Source organism: Streptomyces sp. 3211.6 (assembly GCF_003634815.1).
GTDB classification, from domain to species: Bacteria; Actinomycetota; Actinomycetes; order Streptomycetales; family Streptomycetaceae; genus Streptomyces; species Streptomyces katrae_A.
This window is the reverse complement of the sequence record NZ_RBXC01000001.1, coordinates 1,532,902-1,558,430: the sequence shown is the minus strand read 5'-3', so window position 1 is coordinate 1,558,430 and position 25,529 is coordinate 1,532,902. Positions and strand designations below refer to the sequence as shown.

At 73.0% G+C, this 25,529-nt stretch carries 31 protein-coding genes; 17 read left to right on the top strand and 14 right to left on the bottom strand.

The genetic code is table 11. The features are described 5' to 3' along the window. Positions 1-7: 7 nt before the first annotated feature. A complete protein-coding gene (locus BX286_RS07290) occupies positions 8-808 on the top strand; it encodes a CPBP family intramembrane glutamic endopeptidase (RefSeq protein WP_187344104.1) in 801 nt (266 codons plus the stop codon). A 7-nt stretch (positions 809-815) separates the two neighbouring features. Here the strand turns inward: BX286_RS07290 and BX286_RS07285 are convergent, their stop codons facing one another. Together BX286_RS07285 and BX286_RS07280 are read right to left on the bottom strand one after the other, a co-directional pair. Further along, positions 816-1,634, bottom strand: coding sequence for a PhzF family phenazine biosynthesis protein (locus BX286_RS07285; RefSeq protein ID WP_079424796.1), 819 nt, complete (start codon positions 1,632-1,634; stop codon positions 816-818). 82 nt (positions 1,635-1,716) lie between these two features. Beyond that, positions 1,717-2,466: a hypothetical protein gene (locus tag BX286_RS07280; protein WP_121014750.1), complete on the bottom strand. Its 750-nt coding sequence runs from the start codon at positions 2,464-2,466 to the stop codon at positions 1,717-1,719. Between the two features lie 161 nt (positions 2,467-2,627). Between BX286_RS07280 and BX286_RS07275 the strand changes: the two genes are divergently transcribed. Continuing rightward, a complete protein-coding gene (locus tag BX286_RS07275; protein ID WP_121014749.1) occupies positions 2,628-3,353 on the top strand; it encodes a DUF2625 domain-containing protein in 726 nt (241 codons plus the stop codon). Between the two features lie 71 nt (positions 3,354-3,424). Here the strand turns inward: BX286_RS07275 and BX286_RS07270 are convergent, their stop codons facing one another. Next, entirely contained in the window at positions 3,425-3,844 is a 420-nt protein-coding gene (locus BX286_RS07270; RefSeq protein WP_121014748.1) for a hypothetical protein, read from the bottom strand. A 226-nt stretch (positions 3,845-4,070) separates the two neighbouring features. On the opposite strand from BX286_RS07270, the gene BX286_RS07265 reads away from it, so the two are divergent. Further along, positions 4,071-4,685 (top strand): PadR family transcriptional regulator, encoded by a 615-nt coding sequence (locus tag BX286_RS07265; protein ID WP_079424790.1) that lies wholly within the window; start codon positions 4,071-4,073, stop codon positions 4,683-4,685. A 67-nt stretch (positions 4,686-4,752) separates the two neighbouring features. Here BX286_RS07265 and BX286_RS07260 read toward each other — a convergent pair whose 3' ends face one another. Beyond that, positions 4,753-5,181, bottom strand: a complete 429-nt coding sequence (locus BX286_RS07260; protein ID WP_121014747.1) for an SRPBCC family protein — start codon at positions 5,179-5,181, stop codon at positions 4,753-4,755. Positions 5,182-5,352: 171 nt separating this feature from the next. Here BX286_RS07260 and BX286_RS07255 point away from each other — a divergent pair, with 171 nt between their 5' ends. Both BX286_RS07255 and BX286_RS07250 read left to right on the top strand, forming a co-directional pair. After that, positions 5,353-6,357, top strand: a complete 1,005-nt coding sequence (locus BX286_RS07255) for a DMT family transporter (protein WP_121014746.1) — start codon at positions 5,353-5,355, stop codon at positions 6,355-6,357. Between the two features lie 221 nt (positions 6,358-6,578). Beyond that, complete coding sequence (locus tag BX286_RS07250; protein WP_079424786.1) at positions 6,579-7,550, top strand: DMT family transporter; 972 nt, start codon at positions 6,579-6,581, stop codon at positions 7,548-7,550. Here BX286_RS07250 and BX286_RS07245 read toward each other — a convergent pair. Beyond that, positions 7,532-8,197 (bottom strand): pyridoxamine 5'-phosphate oxidase family protein, encoded by a 666-nt coding sequence (locus BX286_RS07245; RefSeq protein WP_079424785.1) that lies wholly within the window; start codon positions 8,195-8,197, stop codon positions 7,532-7,534. The genes BX286_RS07250 and BX286_RS07245 overlap by 19 nt on opposite strands. Positions 8,198-8,234: 37 nt before the next feature. Between BX286_RS07245 and BX286_RS07240 the strand changes: the two genes are divergently transcribed. Continuing rightward, on the top strand, positions 8,235-9,566 hold the full coding sequence (locus tag BX286_RS07240; RefSeq protein WP_121014745.1) for an aminotransferase class I/II-fold pyridoxal phosphate-dependent enzyme: 1,332 nt from the start codon (positions 8,235-8,237) through the stop codon (positions 9,564-9,566). Positions 9,567-9,630: 64 nt separating this feature from the next. On the opposite strand, the gene BX286_RS07235 is transcribed toward BX286_RS07240, so the two are convergent. Beyond that, on the bottom strand, positions 9,631-10,617 hold the full coding sequence (locus BX286_RS07235; protein WP_100865135.1) for a DMT family transporter: 987 nt from the start codon (positions 10,615-10,617) through the stop codon (positions 9,631-9,633). 74 nt (positions 10,618-10,691) lie between these two features. Between BX286_RS07235 and BX286_RS07230 the strand changes: the two genes are divergently transcribed. Beyond that, complete coding sequence (locus BX286_RS07230) at positions 10,692-11,618, top strand: LysR family transcriptional regulator (RefSeq protein ID WP_100865136.1); 927 nt, start codon at positions 10,692-10,694, stop codon at positions 11,616-11,618. Here BX286_RS07230 and BX286_RS07225 read toward each other — a convergent pair. Next, positions 11,615-12,094 (bottom strand): pyridoxamine 5'-phosphate oxidase family protein, encoded by a 480-nt coding sequence (locus BX286_RS07225; RefSeq protein WP_079424782.1) that lies wholly within the window; start codon positions 12,092-12,094, stop codon positions 11,615-11,617. The genes BX286_RS07230 and BX286_RS07225 overlap by 4 nt on opposite strands. Positions 12,095-12,170: 76 nt before the next feature. On the opposite strand from BX286_RS07225, the gene BX286_RS07220 reads away from it, so the two are divergent. The 8 genes from BX286_RS07220 (at position 12,171) to BX286_RS07185 (ending at position 18,876) form a co-directional block, all read left to right on the top strand. Continuing rightward, the gene (locus tag BX286_RS07220; RefSeq protein ID WP_121014744.1) at positions 12,171-12,785 is read left to right on the top strand and encodes a cysteine hydrolase family protein; all 615 of its coding nucleotides are present in this window, start codon (positions 12,171-12,173) and stop codon (positions 12,783-12,785) included. Positions 12,786-12,803: 18 nt separating this feature from the next. Then, positions 12,804-13,655 carry a HipA family kinase gene (locus BX286_RS07215; RefSeq protein WP_079424779.1) on the top strand — a complete coding sequence of 284 codons (852 nt, stop codon included), beginning with the start codon at positions 12,804-12,806 and terminating at the stop codon, positions 13,653-13,655. Beyond that, positions 13,652-14,035: a DUF3037 domain-containing protein gene (locus tag BX286_RS07210; RefSeq protein WP_079424778.1), complete on the top strand. Its 384-nt coding sequence runs from the start codon at positions 13,652-13,654 to the stop codon at positions 14,033-14,035. The genes BX286_RS07215 and BX286_RS07210 overlap by 4 nt, the downstream gene beginning before the upstream one ends. A 192-nt stretch (positions 14,036-14,227) precedes the next feature. Then, entirely contained in the window at positions 14,228-14,989 is a 762-nt protein-coding gene (gene fabG / locus BX286_RS07205) for a 3-oxoacyl-ACP reductase FabG (RefSeq protein ID WP_079424777.1), read from the top strand. A gap of 29 nt (positions 14,990-15,018) precedes the next feature. After that, on the top strand, positions 15,019-15,780 hold the full coding sequence (locus tag BX286_RS07200) for an SDR family oxidoreductase (RefSeq protein WP_079424776.1): 762 nt from the start codon (positions 15,019-15,021) through the stop codon (positions 15,778-15,780). 153 nt (positions 15,781-15,933) lie between these two features. Next, positions 15,934-17,517 (top strand): ABC transporter substrate-binding protein, encoded by a 1,584-nt coding sequence (locus tag BX286_RS07195; RefSeq protein WP_079424775.1) that lies wholly within the window; start codon positions 15,934-15,936, stop codon positions 17,515-17,517. Positions 17,518-17,625: 108 nt separating this feature from the next. Further along, positions 17,626-18,294 (top strand): uracil-DNA glycosylase, encoded by a 669-nt coding sequence (locus tag BX286_RS07190; protein WP_079431594.1) that lies wholly within the window; start codon positions 17,626-17,628, stop codon positions 18,292-18,294. A gap of 135 nt (positions 18,295-18,429) precedes the next feature. After that, entirely contained in the window at positions 18,430-18,876 is a 447-nt protein-coding gene (locus BX286_RS07185) for a hypothetical protein (protein ID WP_100865202.1), read from the top strand. 7 nt (positions 18,877-18,883) lie between these two features. On the opposite strand, the gene BX286_RS07180 is transcribed toward BX286_RS07185, so the two are convergent. Next, a complete protein-coding gene (locus BX286_RS07180; protein ID WP_261993378.1) occupies positions 18,884-19,435 on the bottom strand; it encodes a hypothetical protein in 552 nt (183 codons plus the stop codon). A 114-nt stretch (positions 19,436-19,549) separates the two neighbouring features. Then, on the bottom strand, positions 19,550-20,074 hold the full coding sequence (locus tag BX286_RS07175) for a DinB family protein (RefSeq protein WP_079424772.1): 525 nt from the start codon (positions 20,072-20,074) through the stop codon (positions 19,550-19,552). Positions 20,075-20,164: 90 nt separating this feature from the next. Between BX286_RS07175 and BX286_RS07170 the strand changes: the two genes are divergently transcribed. Then, positions 20,165-21,076 carry a Gfo/Idh/MocA family protein gene (locus BX286_RS07170; protein WP_079424771.1) on the top strand — a complete coding sequence of 304 codons (912 nt, stop codon included), beginning with the start codon at positions 20,165-20,167 and terminating at the stop codon, positions 21,074-21,076. Here BX286_RS07170 and lnt read toward each other — a convergent pair. The 5 genes from lnt to BX286_RS07145 form a co-directional block, all read right to left on the bottom strand. Next, entirely contained in the window at positions 21,015-22,664 is a 1,650-nt protein-coding gene (gene lnt / locus BX286_RS07165) for an apolipoprotein N-acyltransferase (protein ID WP_121014742.1), read from the bottom strand. The two genes, BX286_RS07170 and lnt, sit on opposite strands and share 62 nt — an antisense overlap. A 66-nt stretch (positions 22,665-22,730) precedes the next feature. After that, a complete protein-coding gene (locus tag BX286_RS07160) occupies positions 22,731-23,192 on the bottom strand; it encodes a nuclear transport factor 2 family protein (protein WP_079424769.1) in 462 nt (153 codons plus the stop codon). A 69-nt stretch (positions 23,193-23,261) separates the two neighbouring features. After that, positions 23,262-23,438: a hypothetical protein gene (locus BX286_RS07155; RefSeq protein WP_100865141.1), complete on the bottom strand. Its 177-nt coding sequence runs from the start codon at positions 23,436-23,438 to the stop codon at positions 23,262-23,264. Between the two features lie 114 nt (positions 23,439-23,552). Continuing rightward, positions 23,553-24,431 carry an undecaprenyl-diphosphate phosphatase gene (locus BX286_RS07150; RefSeq protein ID WP_079424768.1) on the bottom strand — a complete coding sequence of 293 codons (879 nt, stop codon included), beginning with the start codon at positions 24,429-24,431 and terminating at the stop codon, positions 23,553-23,555. A 48-nt stretch (positions 24,432-24,479) separates the two neighbouring features. Next, positions 24,480-25,196: a TVP38/TMEM64 family protein gene (locus BX286_RS07145; protein WP_079424766.1), complete on the bottom strand. Its 717-nt coding sequence runs from the start codon at positions 25,194-25,196 to the stop codon at positions 24,480-24,482. A gap of 160 nt (positions 25,197-25,356) precedes the next feature. On the opposite strand from BX286_RS07145, the gene BX286_RS36460 reads away from it, so the two are divergent. After that, positions 25,357-25,497, top strand: a complete 141-nt coding sequence (locus tag BX286_RS36460) for a hypothetical protein (RefSeq protein WP_167747571.1) — start codon at positions 25,357-25,359, stop codon at positions 25,495-25,497. The last annotated feature ends 32 nt before the right edge of the window (positions 25,498-25,529 follow it).

Below are 25,529 nucleotides of genomic sequence, written 5' to 3'. Positions count from 1 at the left end.
TCGGGGCGTGCGGGCGGAGCCGGAGCCGGTGGTCGTGGAGCTGCGCGAGGACGGGCGGCGCGGTGTCCTGCGCACCGAGACGCTGCTCGTGCTCGCGCTCTCGCTGGGGGCGAGCGGCGTCTCGGCGCTGATCAGCTTCATCGGCTCGCTCACCAAGCCCGGCGGCCTCAAGGACCAGGCCGCCACCCTCAACGGCTCCTACGCCCCCGGGCGGCCCTGGCTCGACCTGGCCTGGCAGCTGTTCGGGATCGCCACCGCCCTGGTGCCGGTGCTGCTCGTCGCGCACCTGCTGACCCGCGAGGGCGCTCCCGGGCTGCGGGTGCTGGGCTTCGACCGCACCCGCCCCGGCCCGGACCTGGCCCGGGGCGCGCTGGTGGCCGCCGGGATCGGGAGCGCCGGGCTCGCCTTCTACCTGGCGGCCCGCGCCACCGGGTTCAACCTGACGGTGGTGCCCGAGGCGCTGCCCGACGTGTGGTGGAAGTTCCCGGTGCTGGTCCTGTCCGCGGTGCAGAACTCCGTGGCGGAGGAGGTCATCGTGCTGGCCTACCTGCTGCGCCGGCTCGGCCAGCTGGGATGGTCGCCGACGGCCGCGCTGCTGGCCAGCTCCCTGCTGCGCGGCTCGTACCACCTCTACCAGGGCATCGGCGGGTTCCTCGGCAACGTCGTGATGGGCGTGGTCTTCGTCCTCGCCTACCGGCGCTGGGGCCGGGTGGGGCCGCTGGTCGCCGCGCACGCGCTGCTCGACATCGTGGCCTTCGGCGGGTACGCGCTGCTCGCCGGCAAGGTCGGCTGGCTGCCCACCCCTTAGGGGGCGCTCACGGGGAGGCGTGCAGCTCGCCGTCGATGACGGTGACCGCGTGGCCGGTCAGCAGGGTGCGCTCGCCTTCGAGCCGGACCCGGACCAGGCCCCGGCGCGCCCCGCCCTGCAGGCCGGTCATCTCGGTGCGGCCCGTGCGGGCCGCCCAGAACGGGGCCAGGGCCGTGTGCGCGCTGCCCGTGACCGGGTCCTCGTCGATGCCGAGGGCGGGGAAGAACCCGCGGCTGACGAAGTCGTAGCCGAGGGCGGGGTCCTCGGCGGGGGCGGTGACGATCACCCCGCGGCGGGAGTGGCCGCGCAGGGCCGCGAAGTCGGGGGCGAGCTCCCGTACGGTCCGCTCGTCGGCCAGCTCGACCAGCAGGTCGCCGATGTGCGCGGAGGTGTCGTGGACCGAGCTGATCGCGGCGCCGAGCGCCCGGGCGATCTCCGGCTCGGGTCCGACCGGGGTGAGGGAGGAGGTCGGGAAGTCCATGGTGATGGTGCCGTCCTCGGCGACCTCGGCCGTGAGGACGCCGCAGCGGGCGGTGAACCGGATCAGTCCCTTGGCCAGGCCGCTCGTGGCCAGGGCGTGGGCGGTGGCGAGGGTGGCGTGGCCGCACATGTCGACCTCGGCGACCGGGGTGAACCAGCGCAGCGCCCAGTCGGCGTCCCCGCCGGGCGGCAGCGGGTGGGCGAAGGCGGTCTCGGAGAGGTTGACCTCCGCGGCGACCTGCTGGAGCCAGGCGTCCGGGGGGAAGGGGCCGTCGAGGAGGAGGACTCCGGCGGGGTTGCCGTGGAAGGGGCGGTCGGTGAAGGCGTCGATGATTCGCAGGCGCATGGACCGACCGTAGGGTGCCGCTCCCGACCCGCGCCAAGGCCAATCCGGGATGACTGGACTTGGCGCGGGCGTGGCGGCGGGGTCAGGTCCGGGAGAGGGCCCGGGCGCCGGACAGGAGGGGGATGGGGGTGTAGTTCCCGTCCCCCGAGCCGCAGGCGGTGGTGGTGTCGGCCGTGTTCGAGATCTTCGTGCCGGTGGTGAAGCGGCCGTCACCGCTGGGCAGGAAGGTGCTGAAGTGGTCGGTGAGGTGGCTGGAGTAGTACTGGCACTGCTGGAGGCTGAGGTAGCGCCCCGCGGTCAGGTCCAGGGCCTTGACCGAGGACAGCAGGGGCACGAGGGAGTAGAGCCCGCGGCCGGGACCGCAGGAGACCTGGGTGTCGGGGGTGTCGGAGACGTTGGTCCCGGCGCTCCATCCGCTGCCGCGGCCCGGGACGATCACGGTGAGGTGGTCGTGCTGGAGGTCGGAGTAGTAGACGCACTGGTGCAGGTTGAGGTAGCGGCCGGCGCCCAGGTCGAGCGACTCGAGGGCGGCCCAGGGGAGGACCGGGGCGTAGTTCCCGTCGCCGTTGCCGCAGGACAGGCTCCGGTCCGGTGCGGCCGAGGTGTTGGTACCCGTGGCGAACCGTCCGTCGCGGCTGGGCACGAGCATCGTCGTGTAGTCGGCCCCCGGGGTGGGGGCGTAGACGCATTGGTGCAGGTTGAGCGTGTTTCCCGCCAGAGTCCGTGTCCCGTCGGCGGTGGCGGCGGCCGCCGGGCCGTGCAGTACGGACAGCAGCGCGGCGGCGCCGGCCGCGGCGGCGAGCCACTTCCTGATCCGTCCCTGGTGGCGCACGGATGTCCCCTTTCGTCGTCTTCCCGTGGAGTCGCGGGGCAAGAACAGCACGCACGGACGAGCGCCGACTAGGAGTTCCCCCGTCATTCCACCCCAAAGGGTGCAGGTGGGTGGTCCAGCCCGCTTGATGAGGCGATGGGGGAGGGTGCGACGATCCCCGGATGCGCGAGATCGACGAGTTGGTCCATGTGGATGATCCGGCGTGGCCGGAGCTTCGGGAGATGCTTTCGGCGGGCGCCGTGCCCGTTCAGGTGCTCCCTGCCGACGTTGACGAGGGTCGTCGATGCCTTCTGCAGATGCAGGTCACGGCGCGATCGATGCTGGGTGCTCTGGCGTTGAACACCGGCGGTCTGCTCGTGGACAGCGGATGGGTGCGTGTGTTCGGCGGGGGTTCGGTCACGGGTGGGGGGCTCCCGAGTCTGGCGCAGGTCAACCGTTTCCCCGCAGACTTCGATCCGGTCTGGCACCCCGCGGCAGGCCTGATCGTCGGCCACGACGTCGTCGGCGGGGTCTTCGCGCTGAACGGTGGCGATCCTGCGGCTGCGGGCCGGCCTGGGGCCCCTGGTCAGATGACGTACTTCGCTCCCGACACTCTTGAGTGGGAAGCGATGGAAATGGGCCACTCCGGGTGGGTCTCCTGGCTGCTCTCGGGCCGGTTGGAGACGTTCTATGACGGGCTGCGATGGCCCGGCTGGCGTGAGGAAGCCGCGGCCCTGGCCTTCCCGCAGGGCATCTCTGTGTATCCGTTCTTGTGGTCCGCGCAGGCCCAAGCCGATCTCGCGGCGACGAGTCGGCGGCCTGTGCCGATGCGCGAGGTCATCGGAGTGGCTGCGGACTTCGCCCGGCAGATGGGGCCGTCCGATCCTGGGTTCCTCGGCGACGTGTAACCGGGTGCACTGCCGCTCGCCGCTGTTGTCGGCGAAGTCCGGCCGTCACCTGCGGAGCCTGTCGACGTCTGTCACAGTCCGGGACTGTCGTGACAACCCGGACGGGCCAGGAGGACCGAGCTGAAGTAGTGGCCCTGCTCCTCTTTCGGGTCATCGTCCGCCGCGAAGGGACGCCAGAAGCTCAGCAGCAGGTCAGGCGCCACGAACGACGCAGGGTCTTCTGGATCCGCGAGGATCGTGGTCCGCTCACGCATGCGGCGAACGACCTCTATTGCAGGCAGGCCGAACACGTCGACGTCGGCGAACCGCACCGTATCTACCGCGCTCGACGGACGCCCCAGCTCGACTGCCTCCAACTGGTCGCGGACGCAGCTGATGCCGATCATCAGGCCGCTCGGGCGGAAGACGTGTTGCCCCGGCCGGTCCGAGTCGGAAATCGCTGTGGGATCGCGCAGCGACAGGAGGGCCGTGTCCGCCTCGTGGCGGGGCATGCCGATCCGCAGAAGACCGACGCCTCTGGGCGGGACGAGCTCGAAGTCCGTACGGACGTGATCGCAAGGGCGTCATCGCCACCCCGACTCGGCTGCCGAGGACAAGGTACCCGCCTCGCTCCGGGTTCGGTTGCGATAGTTTCCGATATATCGTTGACGCATCGCGATGGGTCAGCGATAGTGGAAGACGTCAGGGAAAACCCAGTGAGACGAAAGGAGCGCAGTGATGCGTTCACGCGGACAGCACGACCACGGGCATGAGCACGGACGGGGTCACGGCCACTGCGGGCCGGACCGTCGGGAGGAGTTCAGGGGGCTGCGCGCCGCCTTCGGGCCGTTCGGGCCCGGCTTCGGTGGCGGGCCCTTCGGGGGAAGGGGCGGGCGGGGCGGACCGCGCGGGCGGGCGCGGCGCGGTGACGTGCGCGCCTCCATCCTGGCGCTGCTCGCCGACCGGCCCATGCACGGCTACGAGATGATCCAGGAGATCGGCGAGCGCAGCGGCGGGGCGTGGAAGCCCAGCCCGGGCTCGGTCTACCCGACCCTGCAGCTGCTCGAGGACGAGGGGCTGATCAGCAGCGCGAGCGAGGGCGGCAAGAAGCTGTTCACGCTCACCGACGCCGGCCGCGGCGAGGCCGAGTCGGGCCCGGACGCCCCCTGGGCGGACGCCGGGCGCGGCTTCGACTTCGAGGCGATGCACGAGATCCGTGCCGCCGGCGTCGGTCTGATGGAAGCCTTCGGGCAGGTCTTCAAGACCGGCACGCCCGAGCAGCGCGAGAAGGCCCTCGCGGTCGTCAACGACGCCCGCAAGAAGCTGTACCTGATCCTGGCCGACGAGCACTGACCCGGCCGACGGCGACGGCGCGCCCCGCGAGAGCCCTCTCGCGGGACGCGCCGCCGTGTGCGCGGGGTCAGACGACCAGGGTGGCGAGCCGGCGCAGCGACTCGTTCAGCGCGGCCGTGGCCGAGTCCTTCAGCTTGCCCGCCATGAGGGACACGGCGGCGCCGGTGAACTCGCCGTCGATGCGGACCTTCGTGGCCGTGCCGTCGGGGGTCAGGGTGTACCGGGTCAGGACGGCGACCCCCATCGGCCCCTTGCCCGTGATGGCGAACAGGCGCTGGTCCTCCAGCTCCGAGACCGTCCAGAGGACCTCGGCGGGGAAGCCCATCATCTTCATGTTCTCGGTGAAGGTGGCGCCGACCGCGAGGGTCTCGGGGCCGCCCTTGGGGAAGTCGGTGTGGGTCATGCTCCACTGCCCGTACGCGCCCCAGTTGGTCAGCTGGGCCCAGAGCTTCGCGGCGGGCGCCTCGATGCGTGATTCCGCGGTGACTTCAGCCATGCGTCCACCCCTTCTCGTCGGGTACGTGCGGCGGAACGTAGCCCCGGGGGCCGGAACATTCAATACTGATGGACTGTCAGAAACCGGGGGTGCCGGACCCTTCGGTATCGGGTGCGTCTCAACAGGTGTCATCCTGGTGACGCTCCTGACGCGCCCTGTCATGATGGCCCGATGCAAGCGTCAGGGAAGAACGCCGGACTGGGCCTCGCCCTCGTCTCGGCGTGTGCGTTCGGTGGTTCCGGCGTCGCGGCGAAGCCGCTGATCGAGGCGGGTCTGGACCCGCTCCACATGGTGTGGCTGCGGGTGGCGGGGGCGGCGCTGGTGCTCTCCCCCCTGGCCTGGCGGCACCGCGCCCTGGTACGGCGGCGGCCCCTGCTGCTGGCCGGCTTCGGGCTGGTGGCCGTCGCCGGTGTGCAGGCCTTCTACTTCGCCTCCCTGTCGCGGATCCCGGTCGGCGTGGCCCTGCTCCTGGAATACCTCGGTCCGGCGCTGCTGCTCGGCTGGATCCGCTTCGTGCAGCGCAAGCCGGTGACCCGGGCGGCCGCGGCCGGCGCGGCGGTGGCCGTGGCGGGGCTGGCCTGCGTGGTCGAGATCTGGGCCGGGCTGAGCCTGGACCCGCTCGGGGTGCTCCTCGGCCTCGCCGCCGCCTGCTGCCAGGCCTTCTACTTCGTCTTCGCCGACCAGGGCACCGACGGCGAGGACGTGCCCGACCCGATGGGCGTGATCGCGTACGGCATGATCGTCGGCGCCCTGGTGATGACCGTGCTGGCCCGCCCCTGGCAGATGGACTGGCAGGTGCTGGGCGGGTACGCGGCGCTCGGGGACCTGCGGGTGCCGGCACTGGTGCTGCTCGGCTGGGTGGTGCTGGTCGCCACCGTGGCCGCGTACCTGACCGGTGTGGTCTCGGTGCGCATGCTCTCGCCGCAGGTCGCGGGCGTGGTGGCCAATCTCGAGGCCGTCGTCGCCACCGTGCTGGCCTGGGTGCTGCTGCACGAGCACCTTTCGACCTGGCAGATGGCCGGCGGGGCGCTGGTGCTGGGCGGTGCCTTCATCGCGCAGTCCTCGCGGCCGGCCCCGGTGGTGGCGGGGGAATCCGTTCTGCCGGAGGCCGGGGCGGGGGCGGGGGCCGGGGCCGCGGCCGAGCCGGACGCCGAGCCCGAGAGGGCGAGCGCGTAGGGCCGGTGGGGCCCGGTTCGCTCCGGAACGCCCTGGTCCGGACGGCGGGCAGGGCGTAGGGTGCTCGGCATGTACGACACCGTGCTTTCGCCGCCGGCCGCCTAGCGCGGGCGGCCGCCGCCGAACGAGAGACCTGCCAGGGGAAGTTCCCGGGCAGGTTCGTGCTGCCCGCGAAGCGATGACCCGCAGTCCTCATCCTTCACGCAAGCGCGGAGAATCACGTGTCGAACCACTCGCCCGCCACCGGGCGCAGCCTGCTCTACCTCGTCGTCGCCGGAGTCGCCTGGGGCACCGCCGGGGCGGCGGCCTCCCTCCTCTTCCTGGCCAGTGACCTCGGTCCGCTCGCCCTGTCCTTCTGGCGCAGCGCCGGCGGGCTGGTGGTGCTGCTCGGGGTGCTGGCCGTACGCCGTCCCGCGCGAGTGTCGCGCGGGCGGCGGACCCCGGTCCTCTCGCTGATCGGGACCGGTCTGATGTTCACCCTCTTCCAGGCCGCCTACTTCGGGGCGGTGCGCGAGACCGGCCTGGCCGTCGGCACCGTGGTCACGCTGGGCGCGGGGCCCGTGCTGATCGCGCTGGGCGCGCGGTACTGGATGGGCGAGCGGCTCGGCTGGGGCGGAGCGGCCGCCGTCGGCGGTGCCCTGGGCGGGCTCGCGGTCCTGGTGCTGGGTTCCGGGGGCGGCGAGGTGAGGCCGCTGGGGGTCGGCTGGGCCCTGCTGTCCGCTGCCGGGTACGCGGGGATGACGCTGCGGGCGCGGTGGCTCGGGCGGCGCGGGGCGGGCGGGGACCCGCTGGTGACGACCGCCTGGTCGGTGGGGGTGGGCACGGTGTGCCTGCTGCCGCTCGCCGCGGTGGAGGGGCTGCTGCCGCACACCGCCGAGCCGGTGCGGGTGGCCGGGCTGCTGGTGTACGTGGCCGTGGTGCCCACGGCCCTGGCGTACGCCCTGTACTTCACCGGGGCCGCGGTGGTACGGGCCGCGACGGTGTCGGTGATCATGCTGATCGAGCCGGTGAGCGCGGCCGTCATCGCCGTCGTGGTGCTGGGGGAGCGGCTGACCGGCGCCGTGGTGCTGGGCACCGTACTGCTGCTGTCGGCGGTCGGCGCGCTGATCGTGGCGGAGGCGCGCCGCCCCGCGGGCGGGGTGGACCGGCCCGCGGACCGGCGCGCCCGTGAGGCTCAGAGCGCGCTGACGTAGTCCGGGACGGCGATGCCGGGGGCCAGGCCGGCGGCCGGGACGGGCGTGCCGTACGCCGGCGCCACGGGGACCACGCCCGACCAGTGGGGCAGGTCCAGGTCCTCGGCGTCGTCGTTGGGGCCGCCCGTACGGAGCTTCGCGGAGACCTCGTTCAGGTCCAGGCGGATCACCGCCGTCGCCGCGAGCTCCCTGGCGTTGGCCGGCCGGGAGTCGGCGGAGCGGCCGGGCACGACGTGGTCGACCAGGGCGTCCAGGGCCATGCGGCACTCCGCCTCGTCGGTGACCTGGTACGCCGTGCCGTGGACGACCACCGAGCGGTAGTTGATCGAGTGGTGGAAGGCCGACTTGGCCAGCACCAGGCCGTCCACGTGCGTCACGGTCAGGCAGACCGGCAGGCCCGGGTCCGCCTTCCCGGCGGCCAGGAGCGGGCGGGAGCCGGTGGAGCCGTGCACGTAGAGGGTCTCGCCCACCCGGCCGAACAGCGTCGGCAGGACCACCGGCGCGCCGTCGCGGACGAAGCCCAGGTGGCAGAGGTAGGTCTGGTCGAGTATCGAGTGCACCGTCTCGCGGTCGTAGCGGGCCCGCTCGCGGGAGCGGCTCGGGACGGTGCGCTCGGTCGGCGCGTAGTCGACGGGGGTGACGCTCATGGTGCGGACTCCGTTGTACTAGTGCATAATTGGCTTTGTGCTAGGAGAATATACGATCAGTGGGCGCCGCGCATCGGAAATCGCGGCCAGCATCGAGGCGGGCGTCGGATCGGGCGCCCTCGCGCCCGGAGCGCTGCTGCCGCCGATGCGGGAACTGGCCGGTGAGCTGGGGGTGAACCCCAACACCGTGGCGGCCGCATACCGGTCGCTGCGCGAGCGCGGGATCATCGAGACCGACGGGCGGCGCGGCAGCCGGGTGCGCGGACGGCCTGCCAGCGCACCCCGCGACGCGCTCCTCCCCGAGGTGCCCGAAGGCGTACGGGACCTCACCCACGGCAACCCGGACGTCTCGCTGCTGCCCTCCCTGGACGGGCCGCTGGCCGCCGCGGCCCGCCGGTACGCGCAGGCCCCCACCCTCTACGGGGACGACCCGCTCCTCCCCGGCCTCGCCCGCCTCGCCCGCGCCGGGTTCGAGGCCGACGGGGTCCCGGCCGGGCCCCTGGCGGTGACCTCGGGGGCGCTCGACGGGATCGAACGGGTCCTGGCCGCGCACCTGCGGCCGGGGGACGCGGTGGCGGTCGAGGACCCCGGGTGGGGCAGCGTGCTGGACCTGGCCCCGGCGCTGGGCCTTCGGGTGCTGCCGGTGGCCGTCGACGACCAGGGACCGCGGCCGGAGGCGGTGGCCCGGGCGCTGGAGGCCGGGGCCAGGGCCCTGGTGGTGACGGCCCGCGCCCAGAACCCGACCGGGGCCGCGGTCGGCCCGGAGCGGGCGGCGCTGCTGCGGGAGCTGCTGGCCGGCCGTCCCGAGGTGCTGCTCATCGAGGACGACCACGGGCACGGCATCGTGGACCTGCCGCTCTGCCCGCTGGGCGGGGCCACCCGGCACTGGGCGCTGATCCGCTCCACCGCCAAGGCGTACGGCCCGGACCTGCGGCTCGCCGTGCTCACGGGCGACGCCGTGACGATGGACCGGGTGCGGGGCCGGCAGCGGCTGGGCCCGGGGTGGGTCAGCCGTCTGCTCCAGAGCACGGTGGCGGAGCTGTGGACCGACGGCGCGGTGGACCGGGCGGCGGTGGCCCGCTCGTACGGGCTGCGGCGCGACGGACTCGTCGAGGCGCTGGCCGAGCGGGGAGTGGCGGCGCACGGGCGCAGCGGGATGAACGTATGGGTACCGGTGGCCGACGAGACGGCGGTGGTCACGCGGCTGCTGACGGCGGGCTGGGCGGTACGGCCCGGGGCCGTCTACCGCGTGGAGGCGGGGCCCGGGGTGCGGATCACGGTCTCCACCCTGCACCGGCGGGACGTGGAACCCCTCGCCGACGCCGTGGCCGCGGCGGTGCGCCCGGCGGCCGGCGCGCGCTTCGACTGAGCGCACGCACGCCAAGACCCCCACCGCGCGGTGCGGCGGGGGTCCGGCGGTGCCGCCGGAAGGGTCAGGCCCTCGTGCGGGCCTGCGGCCGGGCTTGGGTCAGGGCCGCGCCCGCGAGGACGATCAGGGCGCCGACCGGGGTGTTCCAGTGCAGCTGCTCGCCGAGGACCAGGACGCCCGCCGTCGTGGCGATCACCGGGATGAAATACGTGACCATCTGCGCGGTGGTCGGCCCGATCTCCGACACCAGGCCGTACTGCATCTGCAGGGCCGTCCCCGTGCCCAGGGCCCCCAGGGTGATCACCGCGAGGGTGGGCCACAGCGGGAAGGACGTGGGGGCCGGGGTGAACAGGGCGCTGACGGCGGCCAGCTGGAGCGTCGAGATCATCAGCTGCGCCCCGGTCATCGCGACCGGCGAGCCGGAGCTGCCGGCCAGGGTGCGGCGGACGTAGATCCAGCCGATCGGGTAGCAGAGCGAGGCCAGCAGGGCCAGGGCCGTGCCCGTGGCGTCGACGCCCGTGAAGCCCTGCCAGGCGCCGAGGACGGTCAGCACCCCGAGGAAGCCGACGCCCAGTCCCGCGAACCGGCGGCGCGTGGGGCGGTCCTCGGAGAGCGCGACCAGGGAGAGCGCCATACCCCACAGCGGGGAGGTCGCGTTGCAGATCCCGGCCAGGGTCGAGGTGATGGTCTGCTCGGCGTAGGCGAAGAGCGCGAAGGGGGCCGTGTTGAGCAGCAGCGCGGCCACCGTCAGGTGCCCCCAGGTGCGCCGGCCCCGGGGAAGCGGCTCGCGGCGCACGAGCAGCACCGCCAGCAGGGCGAGCGCCCCGAAGAACACCCGGCCGAGGGCGACCTGGAAGGGTGCGAACGCGCCCGTGCCCACCTTGATGAACAGGAAGCTGAAGCCCCACACCACCGAGAGGAAGGCGAACCGGACGCGCCAGTCGAGGCCGCCGGTACGGGCGGACCCGCGCGGCGGGGCGCAGGAGACGGAGGGGGCGGAGGAGGCGGGGGCGGGGGCGGAGGTTCGGCGAGGGGTGGCGGGTGCGCTCATGGAGCTCACTCTCCTGGGCACGACCTCGTAGGACAAGCGAGATTTCCTGCGAACGACGGCGTAGCATCGCTTACATGTTGAACCTGGAACGCCTGCGCACCCTCGACGCCCTCGCCCGCCACGGCTCGGTCAGCGGGGCGGCCTGCGGCCTCCATGTGACCACGTCGGCGGTCTCCCAGCAGATGGCCAAGCTGGAGCGCGAGGTCGGCCAGCCCCTGCTGGCCAAGAACGGCCGGGGGGTCCGCCTCACCGACGCCGGGCGGATCCTCGCCGGCCACGCCGCCCGGATCATCTCCCAGGTGGAGCTGGCCCAGGCCGACGTCGAGGCCCAGCGCGGCCGCGCGGTGGGGGAGCTGCGGATCGGGGCCTTCCCCACGGCCATGCGCGGACTGCTGCCCCGGACCCTGACCTCCCTGCGCGCCGACCACCCCGAGCTGCGGGTGCTGGTGCGGGAGAAGGAGCCCGAGGAGAGCATGGCCGCCGTGGTCCGGGGCGACCTCGACATGGCCCTGGCCATCGACTGGCACAACAAGCGGATGCCGGTCCCGGCCGAGCTGACCCGGACCCACCTCCTGGACGACGGCGCCGACATCGCCGTACCGGAGAACCACCCGCTCGTCGGCCGGACGCAGATCTCCCTCGCCGAGTTCGCCGGGGACGACTGGATCTCCTGGAACGAGGGGCAGTTCTGCCACGAGTGGCTGGTCTTCACCCTGCGCGGCACGGGCATCGAACCGCGCGTCGCGCACATCGCCGAGGAGCACCACACCCAGCTCGCCTTCGTCGAGGCCGGGCTGGGCGTCTGCGTGACGCCCCGGCTGGGCCGGGGGCCGGTGCCGCCGGGGGTGCGCCTGCTGCCGGTGTGTGACACCGTACGGCGTCACGTGTACGCCGTCTGGCGCGCCGACGCCGACCGGCGGCCCTCCATCCGTGCGGCCGTCGAGGCCCTGCGGGAGGCGGCCGCCGCGGTCGCGGCCGCCTCCCCGGCTGACAGGGCCTAGAGCTTGCCGAAGTCCCAGGAGACGATCGCTTCCGGGGTCAGGCGGATCCAGGCGTGCCTGCCGTCGTGCGGCATCTGTTCCAGGCCGAAGTTCTTCCGGGGGAAGAGCCGTTCCGCCTCCTCCAGCTCGGGGCACGGCTCCCCCGTGCGCGGCGCCTCGCCGACGAAGACCGCCGTCCCGGACAGCTCGACCCCGCGCAGCTCCCCGTACGACTCGCCCGCGTCCACCACCACCGAGATCCGCGGGTCCCTGCGCAGGTCGGACCAGCGGCGGCTGCGGGTGATCGAGTACAGCCACAGCGAGGTGCCGTCCCAGGCGAACCACAGGGCCCCCACGTGCGGCCGCCCGTCCGGGGAGACCGTGGCCACCCGGCAGGTGCGCTGCTCGCGCAGGAACGCGTCCACCTCCTCGCCGGTCATCATGACGCGGCGGCCCCGCCGCTGCGCCCCCTGCCCGCCCGTCCTCGTCGCGTCCATCCGACCCGCACCCCTTCACATCTGACTAGGTGTCAGGAATCATGCGTCCTCTTCCGTCTACGCACCAGGGGGAGCCATGCCGGAGTTCGATCCCGCCACCACCGCGCTGCTCACCGTCGAATGCCAGAACGGTGTCGTCGGCGAGGAGAGCGCCCTGCCCGAGCTGGCCAAGGAGGCCCGGGGCTCCGGAATGCTCGACCGGGTGGCGGCGCTGGTGGCCGCCGCGCGCGCGGCCGGGGTGCAGGTGGTCCACGCGGTCGCCGAGCGGCGCCCCGACGGGCTCGCGGCCAATGCCAACGCGCGGCTGTTCCGGGCGGCCGGGAAGCTGCCCGTGCGCCAGCTGACCGGCAGCCGGGCCGTGGAGGTGGCCGCCCCGGTCACGGTGGAGGCGCGGGACCTCGTGGTCCGCCGGCTGCACGGACTCTCCCCGATGGCCGGAACCGACCTGGACGCCCTGCTGCGCAACCTCGGGATCCGGACCCTCGTCGTCACCGGGGTCTCCTCCAACATCGCCATCCCGAACACCGTCTTCGACGCCGTGAACCTCGGCTACGAGGTCGTGGTCCCGGCCGACGCCATCGCCGGGGTGCCCGCCTCCTGCACCGCCGAGGTGATCCGCAACTCGCTCGTCCTGGTGGCGTCGGTCACCACGGCCGAGGAACTGCTTTCGCAGTGGGCTCCGCGCCGCTGACCCCCGTAACCTGGGCGGATGTTGTCCGAAGTGATCGCGACCCGCTACGTCACGCCCCTGCGTGAGGGCGGCTCGCTCCCGGGAATCGTCGAGGCCGACGACCTCGGTACCTACGTCATGAAGTTCACCGGAGCCGGCCAGGGCCGCAAGACCCTGGTCGCCGAGGTCGTCTGCGGGCGGCTCGCCCAGCGCCTGGGGCTGCGGGTCCCCCGGCTGGTGCAGATGCAGCTCGACCCCGTCATCGGGCTCGCCGAGCCCGACCAGGAGGTCCAGGAACTGCTCAAGGCCAGCGGCGGGCTCAACCTCGGCATGGACTACCTGCCCGGCTCGATCGGCTTCGACCCGCTCGCCTACTCGGCGGACCCGGTCGAGGCGGGGCGCGTGGTCTGGTTCGACGCCCTGATCAACAACGTCGACCGGTCCTGGCGCAATCCGAACATGCTGGTCTGGCACGGGGACCTCTGGCTCATCGACCACGGCGCCACGATGATCTGGCACCACAACTGGCCCACCGCCCATGCCGCCGCCGCCAAGCCCTACAACGCCTCCGACCACGTCCTGGCCCCCGTCGGCCCGGACATCGCGGCCGCCGCCGCCGAGCTGGCCCCCCTCGTCACCGAAGAGCTGCTCACCGAGGTCGCCGCGGACGTCCCCGACGAGTGGCTCGTCGACGAGCCCGGCTTCGACTCCACCGACGCGGTACGGCGCGCCTACGTGGAGGCGCTGCTGCCGCGCGCGGCCACGATCCACGAGAGGATCACCATGGAGGCCGAGGTCCGTCCGCGGTCCGGCCCTCCGGGCTGGCTCGCCGAGCGCCTCCCTCCCCAGTCGGACAAGAGCAAGAACAAGCAGAAGAGCGGCGACGAGTGACCAAGCGGGACGTGTTCGAATACGCGCTGGTGCGCGTGGTGCCCCGGATGGAGCGCGGCGAGTGCTTCAACGCCGGGGTCATCGTCTACTGCCGGGCGCACTCCTTCGTCGCCGCGCGCACCCACCTGGACGAGGCCAAGCTCCTCGCCCTGGACCCGGAGGCCGACGTGGCCGGGGTCCGGGCGGCGCTGCGCGGGGTCGAGGGGCTGTGCGAGGGCGGCGAGCGGGCGGGCCAGGCGGCGGGGGACGACCCGGGGCGGCGGTTCCGCTGGCTGATCGCCCCCCGCAGCACCGTGGTCCAGCCCGGACCGGTGCACACCGGCCTGACGGCCGATCCCGCCGCGGAGGTGGAGCGCCTGCTGGACCTGCTGGTCCGCTGATCCGCGCGCCCGGGGTCCGCCGTCCGGGGCGCCCGGGCCCCGGACGGCGGACCGGCCGGCCCGCGGCGCGAACGCCGCCGGGCCGGGACCCCGTTGACACGCGGTGCCGCGACTCCTAGCGTCTCCTCAGCTGAAGCTACTAAGCGGTTGCTCACCTCGGGCGGCCGTCTCTCAAGGGCGAGGAGAACCAGCATGTCCACCACCGAGCAGCGCGTCGCGATCGTCACCGGGGCGGCCCGGGGCATCGGCGCGGCCACCGCCCTGCGCCTGGCCGCCGAGGGCCGGGCGGTCGCCGTGATCGACCTGGACGAGGCGGCCTGCAAGGACACCGTCGAGGCCATCACGGCGGCCGGCGGCAAGGCCCTGGCGGTCGGCTGCGACGTCTCGGACGCCGCCCAGGTGGAGGCGGCCGTCGAGCGGGTCGCGAGCACGCTGGGCGCCCCGGTCATCCTCGTGAACAACGCGGGCGTGCTCCGCGACAACCTGCTCTTCAAGATGAGCGACACCGACTGGGACACCGTCATGAACGTGCACCTGCGGGGTGCGTTCCTGATGGCGCGCGCCTGTCAGAAGCACATGGTCGAGGCCAAGTTCGGCCGCGTGGTGAACCTCTCCAGCAGCTCCGCGCTCGGCAACCGCGGCCAGGCCAACTACGCCGCCGCCAAGGCCGGGCTGCAGGGCTTCACCAAGACCCTGGCCATCGAGCTCGGCAAGTTCGGCGTGACCGCCAACGCCGTCGCCCCCGGCTTCATCGCGACCGAGATGACCGCGCAGACCGCGGCCCGCGTCGGCATGGGCTTCGAGGAGTTCCAGCTCGCCGCCGCCTCGCAGATCCCCGTGCAGCGCGTGGGCGTCCCCGCGGACGTGGCCAACGCCATCGCCTTCTTCACCGGCGAGGACGCGGGCTTCGTCTCCGGCCAGGTGCTCTACGTGGCCGGCGGCCCGCTCAACTGACCACACCCCGGAGAGGGAGGGCGTACGGCATGACGTACAACGGCACGGACAGCGGCAAGGCCGCACTGGTCACCGGGGCGAGCCGGGGCATCGGCTACGGGATCGCCGAGGCGCTGGTCGCCCGGGGCGACCGGGTCCTGATCACCGGGCGCAACGAGGACGCGCTCAAGGAGGCCGTCGAGCGGCTCGGCTCGGACCGGGTGATCGGGGTGGCCGGGAAGGCGCACGACGAGGCCCACCAGGCCGTCGCCGTGGAGCGGGCGATGGAGGCCTTCGGCCGCGTCGACTTCCTGGTCAACAACGCGGGCACCAATCCGGTCTTCGGACCCATCGCCGACCTGGACCTCCAGGTGGCGCGCAAGGTCTTCGAGACCAACGTGATCTCGGCCCTCGGCTTCGCCCAGCGGACCTGGCACGCCTGGCAGAAGGACAACGGCGGGGCCATCGTGAACATCGCCTCGATCGCCGGGCTCTCCGCCTCGCCCTTCATCGGGGCGTACGGGATGAGCAAGGCCGCGATGATCAACCTCACCCTCCAGCTCGCGCACGAGATGGCGCCCCGGGTCCGGGTCAACGCGATCGCGCCGGCCGTGGTCAAGACGAGGTTCGCCCAGGCGCTCTACGAGGGCCGCGAGCAGGAGGCCTCGGCGGCCTATCCGCTCGGCCGGCTCGGGGTCCCGGAGGACATCGGGGGAGCGGCCGCATTTCTTACATCTGCACAAGCGGAATGGATTACTGGACAAACCCTGGTCGTCGACGGGGGAATGTTCCTGAATGCCGGTGTGCACTGACCGATAACCGGACGTATTTGCCTCCCCAGGGGAGGCAAATACGTATCGAACACGCGCGAAATCGGTCAAGAGCCTCATGAAACCTGCCCCTTGGAACTGTGACGCTCTGCGGTAGGGTCTGCCGCACCCGGTGGCTGATCGAGGAGCGTGCACGTGTTCAACCGGACCAGATGCCTGCAGATCACTGCGGCCCTTGCGTCCATATCCCTGCTCGCCGGATGCGGTCTGCTTTCGGACGACGCCGACGCCGCGGCGAAGAGGATCACGGTCGGCACCACGAGCGCGCCGAGCACCCTCGACCCCGCCGCGGCCTGGGACGGCTCCTGGGAGCTCTACCGGAACATCTACCAGACCCTCCTGGCGTTCCCCACGGGCAGCACCAAGCCCCAGCCGGACGCCGCCCAGAGCTGCGACTTCACCGACACGGCGAACATGGCCTACCGGTGCACCCTGCGCAAGGGCCTGAAGTTCTCCGACGGCGAGCCGCTCGACTCCAAGGCGGTCAAGCACTCCCTCGACCGGATCAGGACGATCAACTCCCAGGTCGGCCCCAAGGGGCTCTTCGAGAGCCTGGACAAGATCGAGGCCCCCGACCCGCTCACGGTCGTCTTCCACCTGAAGACCCCCGACGCGACCTTCCCGTACGTCCTCGGCTCGCCCGCCGCCTCGCTGGTCGCGCCCAAGGAGTACCCGGCCGACAAGGTCCGCTCGGACGGCAAGGTCACCGGCTCCGGCCCGTACCTGCTCGCCTCGTACAAGGAGGGCTCCGAAGCGGTCCTCGACGGCAACGAGGGCTACCAGGGCTTCGCCAACCGCCGTAACGACGCGGTCACCATCCGCTACTTCAAGAAGTCCGACCAGATGGTGGCGGCCCTCAAGAACAAGGAGATCGACGCCACCTACCGAGGCCTGTCGGCGGCGGAGATCAAGGACCTGCAGAGCACCGCCTCGCACAACCAGGGCGTCCAGGTCGTCGAGAACGTCGGCTCCGAGATCCGCTACCTGGTCTTCAACCCCCAGGACCCGCAGGTCGCGAAGTTGCCGGTGCGCCAGGCCATCGCCCAGGTCATCGACCGCGGAGCGCTCGTCACCAAGGTCTACCAGGGCACCGCCGAGCCGCTGTACTCGATGGTCCCCAAGGGGGTCGTCGGCCACAAGACGCCCTTCTACGACATGTACGGCAACGCCGACGTGGCCAAGGCGCGCAAGCTCCTGCAGTCCGCCGGGATCCCCACGCCCGTGGACCTCACGTTCTGGTACACCACGGACCGCTACGGCGGCTCCACCGCCGACGAGTTCACCGAGATCAAGCGGCAGCTGGACGAGAGCGGCCTGTTCAAGATCACGCTGCGCAGCAAGCCCTGGAAGGACTTCCAGGTCGGCTACAAGAACGGCGAGTACCCGGTCTTCGGCCGCGGCTGGTTCCCCGACTTCCCGGACCCGGACAACTTCATCGCGCCGTTCGTCGGCAAGGAGAACGCGGTCGGCACGCCGTACGAGAACGCCACGATCCAGAACGAGATCCTGCCCAAGTCCCGCCGCGAGAGCGACCGCTCGGCCGGCGTCCGGGAGTTCGAGCAGGCCCAGCAGATCTTCGCGCAGGACGTCCGGCTGCTGCCGCTGTGGCAGGGCAAGCTCTACGTCGGCGCCCGCGAGGACATCGCCGGGGCCGAGCGGGCCCTGGACCCCCAGACCGCCATGCAGATGTGGGAGTTGTACCGCAAGACCAGCTGGTGACGGCGGGCCCCGGGTGCGCTGGCGCCCGGGGCGTAGCGTTGTCAGTGGTGCCCGGTAGGTTCTGAGGAGTTGCACGAACTTGTACCGGAGGTTGTCGACGTGACCCAGATGCTGCCCGAGTCGTGGCTGCCCGTCCTCGGCGGGGAGCTGGACCAGCCCTACTTCAAGGAGCTCACCGAGTTCGTCGAGAAGGAGCGGGCGAACGGGCCGGTCTACCCGCCGCGCGAGCAGGTCTTCGCGGCCCTGGAGGCCACGCCGTTCGACAAGGTGAAGGTACTCGTCCTGGGCCAGGACCCGTACCACGGCGCCGGCCAGGGGCACGGCCTGTGCTTCTCCGTGCAGCCCGGGGTCAGGACCCCGCCCTCGCTGCGCAACATCTACAAGGAGATGAAGGAGGAGCTGGGCCTGGAGGTCCCGGACAACGGGTACCTGATGCCCTGGGCCCGGCAGGGCGTCCTCCTGCTGAACGCCGTGCTCACCGTCCGTGAGGCCGAGCCCAACTCGCACAAGGGCAAGGGCTGGGAGAAGTTCACCGACGCGGTGATCCGCGCCGTGTCCGACCGCTCCGACCCGTCCGTGTTCGTCCTCTGGGGCGCCTACGCCCAGAAGAAGATCCCGCTGATCGACCAGGAGCGGCACGTCATCGTCAAGGGCGCCCACCCCTCGCCGCTGTCGGCCAAGAAGTTCTTCGGCTCCCGCCCCTTCACGCAGATCAACGAGGCCGTCGCCGCGCAGGGCCATGAGCCGATCGACTGGCGGATCCCGGACCTGGGCTGACACCCCACCGCGCCTCGGCGTCAGAGCCGGTGCCTCCGGCTAGCTTCTTGATGATCGGACCGGAATCAGGTCCGGCAGAGCAAGCCGGAGGCCCCGTTGACGGAGCAGCAGCAGGAGGCGTCGGAGGACGCCGTCATGACCAGGATCGGCCAGGCGGTCATCCTGCTGCACGCCGGGGACCGCGAGGAGGCCCGCAACCGGCTCTGCGAGATCTGGTCCGAGATCGGCGAGGAGGGCGACCTGCTCCACCGCTGCACCCTCGCCCACTACATGGCCGACACCCAGGACGACCCCGCCGACGAACTGGCCTGGGACCTGAGGGCCCTGAGCGCCGCCGACGGGCTCGGCGAGGCGGTGCGCGTCTTCTACCCCTCGCTGCACCTCAGCCTCGCGGCCGACTACGTCAAGCTGGGCCGCCCCGAGGCGGCCCGCGTGCACCTCGCGCGGGCCCGCGCCGCCACCCGGGCCCTGCCCGACGACGAGTACGGCGACGGCGTCCGCGACGCCATCGCCCGCCTGGAGAGACGGCTCGTGGCGGAGGCGGGCCCGGGCCCCCGGCCTTTCCCCGAGCAGTCGCCCTAGGGACCGTTCAGCCCTCGTGGACGCCCGCGCAGATGCGGGCCTCCGGGCTGTCCGGCTTCCAGTGACCGTGCCGGCGGCCCAGAGCGCACACGTCGGCCGGGCGGACCGGGAACTCCCGCACCAGCTCGCGCGGCACCCGCGCGTCGGGCCGTACCGCCCCCGGAAGGCCCCCGGGCAGCCGCTCGGCGTGCCCGGCGTGCCTGCGCGGCTCGGGGATGTCGGGTACGGCCTCCGGGGCCTCCTCCGCCGGCACGGCCCGCTCGGGCCCGCCCGATGCGGAGCGCGCCGTGCCCCGGCCGGCGGCCGTGGGCGCCGAAGGACGCGCGGCACGGTCCCGGGGGACGGCCTTCAGCGCCTCCAGGGCGGGCGCCTGGACCACCACCGGCAGCGCCCCGGGTCCCCCGCGCGGCTCGTGCCGGGGCGCCGCCGCGCCGGAGGGCGCCCCGGCGGGCCGCATCGGCGCGGGGCTCACGTTCACGCAGCCGGAGACCGCCGAGACCGCCGAAACGGCGCAGGCGGCTCCGAGGAGCAGTTTCGTCGAGGTTCGGGTTGGATGCACCCGCGCAACTCTGCTGTGCGAGGGCCCCGTTGCGAAAACCCTGGGCCGATATTCACCCCGCACGGGTGACGCGGAGGCGGTGTCCGGCGGACACCGCCCGCCCCGGCACCCCCGCTACTCGCCGGTGGCCCCGTCGATGTGCTCGCGCAGGAGGTCGGCGTGCCCGTTGTGCCGTGCGTACTCCTCGATCATGTGCGTGTAGATCCAGCGCAGGCTGAAGACCTCGCCCCGGTGGTGGCTCGCGGCGTCCGAGACCGCGTCGAGGGAACGGCCGGCGACGGCCCGGCGGGCCAGCTCGACCTCCTCGTGCCAGACCTGCTCCGCGTCGTCCCAGGTGTCCGCGCCGGTGAACTCGAAGTCCCCGTCCCGGTTCTCCCGGGTGCTGTAGAGGTCGGGCAGGTCCTCGCCGAGGGAGATTTCCCGGAACCAGTACCGTTCCACCTCCGCCATGTGCCGTACGAGGCCCATCAGGCTCAGTGCCGAGGGCCGCAGCGGGGTGGCGCGCAGCTGTTCGCCGGAAAGGCCCTCGCACTTCCAGGCGAGGGTGGCGCGGTGGTACTCCAGCCAGCCGTCCAGCATCTCGCGCTCGCCGGCGGTCGTGGAGGGCTCGTGGCGGTGGTTTCCCTGGGAGGTGGTCATGGCCGCCATCCTGGTCGAACGCGCCATCGGCGACCAGCGATTATGCTGCGGAGTCCCATACGGCATACGGCACATACCAGGAGGCTCCCGGTGAAGGTCGGCGTCATCGGACTCGGCGACATCGCCCAGAAGGCGTACCTGCCCGTGCTCACCACCCGCCCCGGGGTCGAACTGCACCTGCAGACCCGCACCCACGCCACGCTGGAGCGGCTCGGGGCGGTCCACCACGTCCCCGAGGGCCGCCGCCACGCCTCCCTCGGCGCGCTGATCGCCCAGGGCCTGGACGCCGCCTTCGTGCACGCCCCGACCGGCGTCCACCCCGAGATCGTGGAGCGGCTGCTGGAGGCGGGCGTGCCCACCTACGTGGACAAGCCGCTCGCCTACGAACTCGCCGACTCCCGCCGCCTGGTCGAGCTGGCCGAGGAGCGCGGCACCTCCCTCTTCGTCGGCTTCAACCGCCGTCACGCCCCCGGGTACGCGCAGTGCGCCGACCTCCCGCGCGATCTGATCGTCATGCAGAAGCACCGGGTCGGGCTCCCCGAGGACCCGCGCACCCTGGTCCTCGACGACTTCATCCACGTCGTGGACACCCTGCGCTTCCTGCTGCCCGGCGAGGCCGACCACATCGACGTCCGCGCCGTGGTGCGCGAGGGGCTGATGTCACAGGTGGTGCTCCAGATGTCCGGTGAGGGATTCACCGCCCTCGGCATCATGAACCGGCTCTCCGGCTCCACCGAGGAGGTGCTGGAGGTCTCCGGACAGGACTCCAAGCGCCAGGTCGTCAACCTCGCCGAGGTCATCGACCACAAGGGGCAGCCGACGGTGCGCCGGCGCGGGGACTGGGTCCCCGTGGCCCGCCAGCGCGGGATCGAGCAGGCCGTCGACACCTTCCTGGAGGCCGTGGAGGGCGGCAAGGTGCTCAGCGCCCGGGACGCCCTGCTCACCCACGAGCTGTGCGAGCGGGTGGTGCTGACGGCGCTGGAGCAGACCTCGCGGCCCTGACCGCCCGGGCGCCCCGGGCCGCGCAGTACAGGCCGAGCGCGGCCAGCGAGGCGCCGCCGGGCCAGTTCCCGAACCGGACGAAGAGGGTCGTGCCCCGGGCCAGCGGCACCTCGTACACGGCTGCCGTGCTCGCCGAGGTGGGCAGGGCCCTGCCGATCCGCTCGCCCGACGGGCCGTAGACCGCGCTGACCCCGGTCAGGGTGGCGTGCACCATGGGGCGGCCGGTCTCGGCGGCGCGCAGGGCCGCCAGCGAGGCGTGCTGGGCGGGGGCCCAGCTGCGCTGGAAGGTCGAGGTGGACGACTGGGCGACCAGCATCCCGGCCCCCTCGTCGGCCAGGTAGCGGCTCATGTCGGGGAAGGCCGACTCGAAGCACACCAGCGGGCCGATCCGGGTCCCGCCGGGCAGGTCCATGATCACCGGCCCGTCGCCCCGCATCCGGTCCTCGCCCGCCGCCTTGCCCACCGAGGTGGCCCAGCCCAGCACCGACCGGGCCGGTATGTACTCCCCGAAGGGCACCAGCCGCATCTTGTCGTACCGGTCGCCGGTGGGCCCCTGGGGTCCGACCAGCACCGAGCTCTTGTATATTCCCGGCCGGTCCGAGCGGCGGGCGTCCACGTTGACCAGCAGCGGGGCTCCGACCCGCGCGGACAGTTCCGCCAGCCGCCGGGCCAGGTCGGGCCGCGCCGCCAGGTCCGCGCCGACGCTGCTCTCGCCCCACACCACCAGATCGGGGTGCGTGCCCGCCAGGTCCGACGTCAGCCGCTCCCCGACGGCGAACCGCCGCTCCGCGCCGTCCGCCGCGTCCACCAGGCCGGGCTGCACGACGGCCACGCGCAGCCCGCCCGCCGGCTCCGGGCGCGGCAGCCACAGCCACACCACGCTCGTCAGCACCGCGCACCCCGCGACCGAGGCCACCGCCGCCACCCGCGCACCCGGCGCGGCGACCAGCAGCACCACCGCGCAGTTCACCGCCACCACCAGCAGGCTCACCAGCCACACCCCGCCCACGGAGACCAGCCGGAGCGCCGCGGGCACCTGCCACTGACTGGCCCCCAGCAGCCCCCACGGCCCGCCCAGCCCCTGCCAGGACCGGGCCAGCTCGGACAGCAGCCACCCCGCCGGTACGAGCAGCAGGGCCACCGCGGCCCGGCCCGGATCCGGCGCCCCGCCCAGCAACTCCCTTACCAGCAGCGCCCAGGGGATCCACAGCAGCCCCAGCAGGGCGGCGAGGGGCACCAGGAACACGTGCAGGCTGGGCAGCAGCCAGTGGTGCACCGCGACGATGAACCCCGCCCCGCCGAGCCAGCCCTCCAGCGCCGCCCGCCGCCCGGTGGGGGCGGAGCGCAGCAGCAGCATCCAGGGCACGAGGGCCACGTACGCCAGCCACCACAGCGCCGGGGCGGGGAAGGCCAGGCACGGCAGCGCCCCGGCGGCGACCGCCCCCGAAGCCCGCCACCACCGGCTGCGCGGGCCCGGCAGGTCCGGCCCGGTGCGCCCGCCCCGTCCGCGCAGCCGGGCCGGCCCGCCCGGCCGGCAGGCCCCGCTCCGCCCGCTCCGCCCGCTCCGCCCGCTCAGCTCCGCGACCATGACGTGCCTCCGCCTCCAGTGTGGGACCGCATCCGGCGGGCCGCGCCCGCAAACTCCGGCCGGCGTTCAGGCCTGCATGTGGCGCCACTTCTCGTGCACGGTCACCCCGGTGAGCCGCCAGCCGGCCGCTGTGCGGGCGAGCGTGAAGGTGTAGCGCCCGGCGGCGACGAAGTTGGGGGAGGTGCCCTGGTCGCCGTCGCCCGCGAGCCGCATCGGGTTCAGGAAGTCGGCCAGCACGCGCGCGGTGTCCCCGGGGGAGCCGTCCCGGTCCTCCAGCAGGATCCGCCGGTTGACGATGAGGTGCTGGCGCACCGGGAACAGCCGCATGGTCTCCGCGAGCCAGTCGGCCACCTCCCCGGCCGGCCCCTCGATCCCGCCCGCCGAGCCGTAGTCGGCCCGCCCGCCGGGGGTGAACAGGGCGCGGTAGGCCGCCCAGTCGCCGTCGTCGACGGCCGCCGCGTACCCCGAGACCACCTCGTCGACCGCCAGCCGGTCCATCACCGTCGCCAGGTCCACACGCTGCGTCATCGGGTCAGTGTGCGGCCGGCGGACCACGAGGCCAAGGGGCGTGCGGCCACGGGATCTTCCGGATGGGGCTCAGTGGCCGGAATGCGCCTCCCGTTTCCGGATCACGACCAGGAAGGCGTCACTGGCCAGGTCCATCACCACCTCCGCCGGCACGCCCTCGCGCATCCGCTGGGCCGCGTACTCCTCCGCGGGCCAGCTGCCGCGCGGACTTCCGGCCGGAAAACGCTCCAGTACCACCCGACCCATGGGACACCCCCAGTCGCTCGCCGTTCAGGTCTCACCGGGCACAACGACGCAGAGGGCGCCCGGGAACGTTCCCGGGCGCCCTCCGTCGCGCACACGTGGGTCCTCGCGGCCGGGCTAGCTGCCGGACGCGCCCGCCTCCGCCGCCAGCACGCCCATGCCGATCAGGACGAACAGCGCGATGCCGAGCAGGATCCGGTAGATCACGAACGGCATGAAGCTCTTGCTCGAAATGAACTTCATGAACCACGCGATGACGGCGTAGCCCACGAAGAAGGCGATCACCGTGGCGAAGATCGTCGGCCCCCAGGTGATGTGGCCGGGGGTCTCGATCACGTCCTTGATCTCGAAGGCGCCCGAGGCCAGCACGGCCGGGATGGCCAGCAGGAAGGAGTAGCGGGCCGCCGCCTCACGCGTGAAGCCGAGCAGCAGACCGCCGGAGATCGTCGCACCCGAGCGCGAGACGCCCGGGATCAGCGCCATCGCCTGGCACACGCCGAAGATCAGACCGTCCTTGACGCCCAGCTCCTTGAGCGTCTTGCGCTGCTTCACCACCCGGTGCCGGCCGCCCTGCTCGTCCCGCGAGGCCAGCCAGTCGGCGAAGCCGAGGATGAGGCCCATCACGATCAGGGTGGTGGCGGTCAGCCGCAGGTCACGGGCCGGGCCGGTGATCTGGTCCTTGAACGCGACGCCGAGGGCGCCGATCGGGATGGAGCCGACGATGACCAGCCAGCCCATCCGCGCGTCCTGTTCGGAGCGCAGCGACTTGGTGTAGAGCGAGCGGAACCAGGTCGAGACGATCCGCGCGATGTCCTTGCGGAAGTAGATCAGCACGGCGGCCTCGGTGCCGATCTGCGTGATCGCCGTGAAGGCCGAACCCGGATCGTGCCAGCCGGCGAAAGCGGCCGTCAGCCGCAGGTGTGCGCTGGAGGAGATCGGCAGGAACTCCGTGAGACCTTGGACGAGACCGAGGATTAGGGATTCGAACCAGCTCATGTCGGTGGGTGCTCGTCCTTGTGATCGTCGGGCAGTTCGGGTCCGATGCTAGGGCCCGTGCGGAGCGGCACCGACCACAGGGGGGTGCACCGGCGAGGGCTCGCACACGGCGGGGGCCGCGAGGCGGTGGCGCCCCCGCCAGGCGACCGCGGCGGCGACCACCCCGGAGACGGCGATGAACCCGGACGAGACGAGGAACGCGGGGGATCCGGGGGAGGAGGCACTGGCTCCCGCGATCACGTACGCGGCCGCGTTGGGCACCGTACCGAGGGCCGTGGCCAGCAAGAAGGGGAGCCAGCCGCAGCGGGACACCGCCGCCAGGTAGTTGGCCGCGGCGAACGGCACCCCGGGGAAGATCCGGACCGCCAGCACGGAACGGAAGCCGTGCCCGCTCAGCTGGGCGTCGGCCGCCTTCAGCCAGCGCCCGCGCAGGAACGGGCGCAGTGCCTCCTGGCCCATCGCGCGGCCCAGGCCGAAGGAGATCCCGGCCCCCAGCACCGTGCCGCCGACGGCCGCCACCAGGCCGAACCAGGTGCCGAAGACCGCCCCCGCGGCGAGGTTCAGCAGCGGGCGCGGCACGAACGCCGCCGTGCACAGCCCGTAGGCGGCCGCGAACAGCAGCACGGCCACGCCGACGGGGAGCCCCGTCGGCCAGCCCTGGGAGAGCAGCCGCTGGGGCTCGTAGACCAGGACGCAGACCCCGGCCGCCACGAGCAGCACGAGCAGCAGCGACAGCCGCGTCCACGGCGCGAGGAGGAGGGACATCCGGGGAGATTAACCGACCGGCGCGGCACCCCGCCGTAATCCAGGCCTCATCCGGACGAACGGAGCCCGACGGCCGGAGCACGCACCGCGCCGGCGAACGGACCCCGGCCCGGCGGTAATTCGTTCGACGCGCCCCGCCCCCTGGGGCAGGATCAGGGGCATGTCCCGGTACGCCTTCACCGCAGCGCCGTCCGCAGTCGCGGACGCGCCGAAGGCTGCCCTCCCCGCCTCCCCGGCACTCGCCCTGGCAGAGGCCTTCGCCGCAGCGGCACCCGCCGCGTTCGACGGCGCACGAAGCTGACCCTTCCCGGATCGTCCGGCGGACCCCGCAGG

Excerpts from the sequence above, each read along its gene's own strand:
- BX286_RS07220 (WP_121014744.1), top strand. The coding sequence starts at position 12,171 with ATGCCGGAGTTCGATCCCGCCACCACCGCGCTGCTCACCGTCGAATGC.
- BX286_RS07230 (WP_100865136.1), top strand. The coding sequence starts at position 10,692 with ATGTTGAACCTGGAACGCCTGCGCACCCTCGACGCCCTCGCCCGCCAC.
- BX286_RS07150 (WP_079424768.1), bottom strand. The coding sequence starts at position 24,431 with ATGAGCTGGTTCGAATCCCTAATCCTCGGTCTCGTCCAAGGTCTCACG.
- BX286_RS07260 (WP_121014747.1), bottom strand. The coding sequence starts at position 5,181 with ATGGCTGAAGTCACCGCGGAATCACGCATCGAGGCGCCCGCCGCGAAG.
- BX286_RS07145 (WP_079424766.1), bottom strand. The coding sequence starts at position 25,196 with ATGTCCCTCCTCCTCGCGCCGTGGACGCGGCTGTCGCTGCTGCTCGTG.
- BX286_RS07270 (WP_121014748.1), bottom strand. The coding sequence starts at position 3,844 with ATGCCCCGCCACGAGGCGGACACGGCCCTCCTGTCGCTGCGCGATCCC.
- BX286_RS07215 (WP_079424779.1), top strand. The coding sequence starts at position 12,804 with ATGTTGTCCGAAGTGATCGCGACCCGCTACGTCACGCCCCTGCGTGAG.
- BX286_RS07155 (WP_100865141.1), bottom strand. The coding sequence starts at position 23,438 with ATGGGTCGGGTGGTACTGGAGCGTTTTCCGGCCGGAAGTCCGCGCGGC.
- lnt (WP_121014742.1), bottom strand. The coding sequence starts at position 22,664 with ATGGTCGCGGAGCTGAGCGGGCGGAGCGGGCGGAGCGGGCGGAGCGGG.
- BX286_RS07225 (WP_079424782.1), bottom strand. The coding sequence starts at position 12,094 with ATGGACGCGACGAGGACGGGCGGGCAGGGGGCGCAGCGGCGGGGCCGC.
- BX286_RS07255 (WP_121014746.1), top strand. The coding sequence starts at position 5,353 with ATGCAAGCGTCAGGGAAGAACGCCGGACTGGGCCTCGCCCTCGTCTCG.
- BX286_RS07245 (WP_079424785.1), bottom strand. The coding sequence starts at position 8,197 with ATGAGCGTCACCCCCGTCGACTACGCGCCGACCGAGCGCACCGTCCCG.
- BX286_RS07235 (WP_100865135.1), bottom strand. The coding sequence starts at position 10,617 with ATGAGCGCACCCGCCACCCCTCGCCGAACCTCCGCCCCCGCCCCCGCC.
- BX286_RS07200 (WP_079424776.1), top strand. The coding sequence starts at position 15,019 with ATGACGTACAACGGCACGGACAGCGGCAAGGCCGCACTGGTCACCGGG.
- BX286_RS07265 (WP_079424790.1), top strand. The coding sequence starts at position 4,071 with ATGCGTTCACGCGGACAGCACGACCACGGGCATGAGCACGGACGGGGT.
- fabG (WP_079424777.1), top strand. The coding sequence starts at position 14,228 with ATGTCCACCACCGAGCAGCGCGTCGCGATCGTCACCGGGGCGGCCCGG.
- BX286_RS07160 (WP_079424769.1), bottom strand. The coding sequence starts at position 23,192 with ATGACGCAGCGTGTGGACCTGGCGACGGTGATGGACCGGCTGGCGGTC.
- BX286_RS36460 (WP_167747571.1), top strand. The coding sequence starts at position 25,357 with ATGTCCCGGTACGCCTTCACCGCAGCGCCGTCCGCAGTCGCGGACGCG.
- BX286_RS07185 (WP_100865202.1), top strand. The coding sequence starts at position 18,430 with ATGACCAGGATCGGCCAGGCGGTCATCCTGCTGCACGCCGGGGACCGC.
- BX286_RS07175 (WP_079424772.1), bottom strand. The coding sequence starts at position 20,074 with ATGACCACCTCCCAGGGAAACCACCGCCACGAGCCCTCCACGACCGCC.
- BX286_RS07275 (WP_121014749.1), top strand. The coding sequence starts at position 2,628 with ATGCGCGAGATCGACGAGTTGGTCCATGTGGATGATCCGGCGTGGCCG.
- BX286_RS07285 (WP_079424796.1), bottom strand. The coding sequence starts at position 1,634 with ATGCGCCTGCGAATCATCGACGCCTTCACCGACCGCCCCTTCCACGGC.
- BX286_RS07190 (WP_079431594.1), top strand. The coding sequence starts at position 17,626 with ATGCTGCCCGAGTCGTGGCTGCCCGTCCTCGGCGGGGAGCTGGACCAG.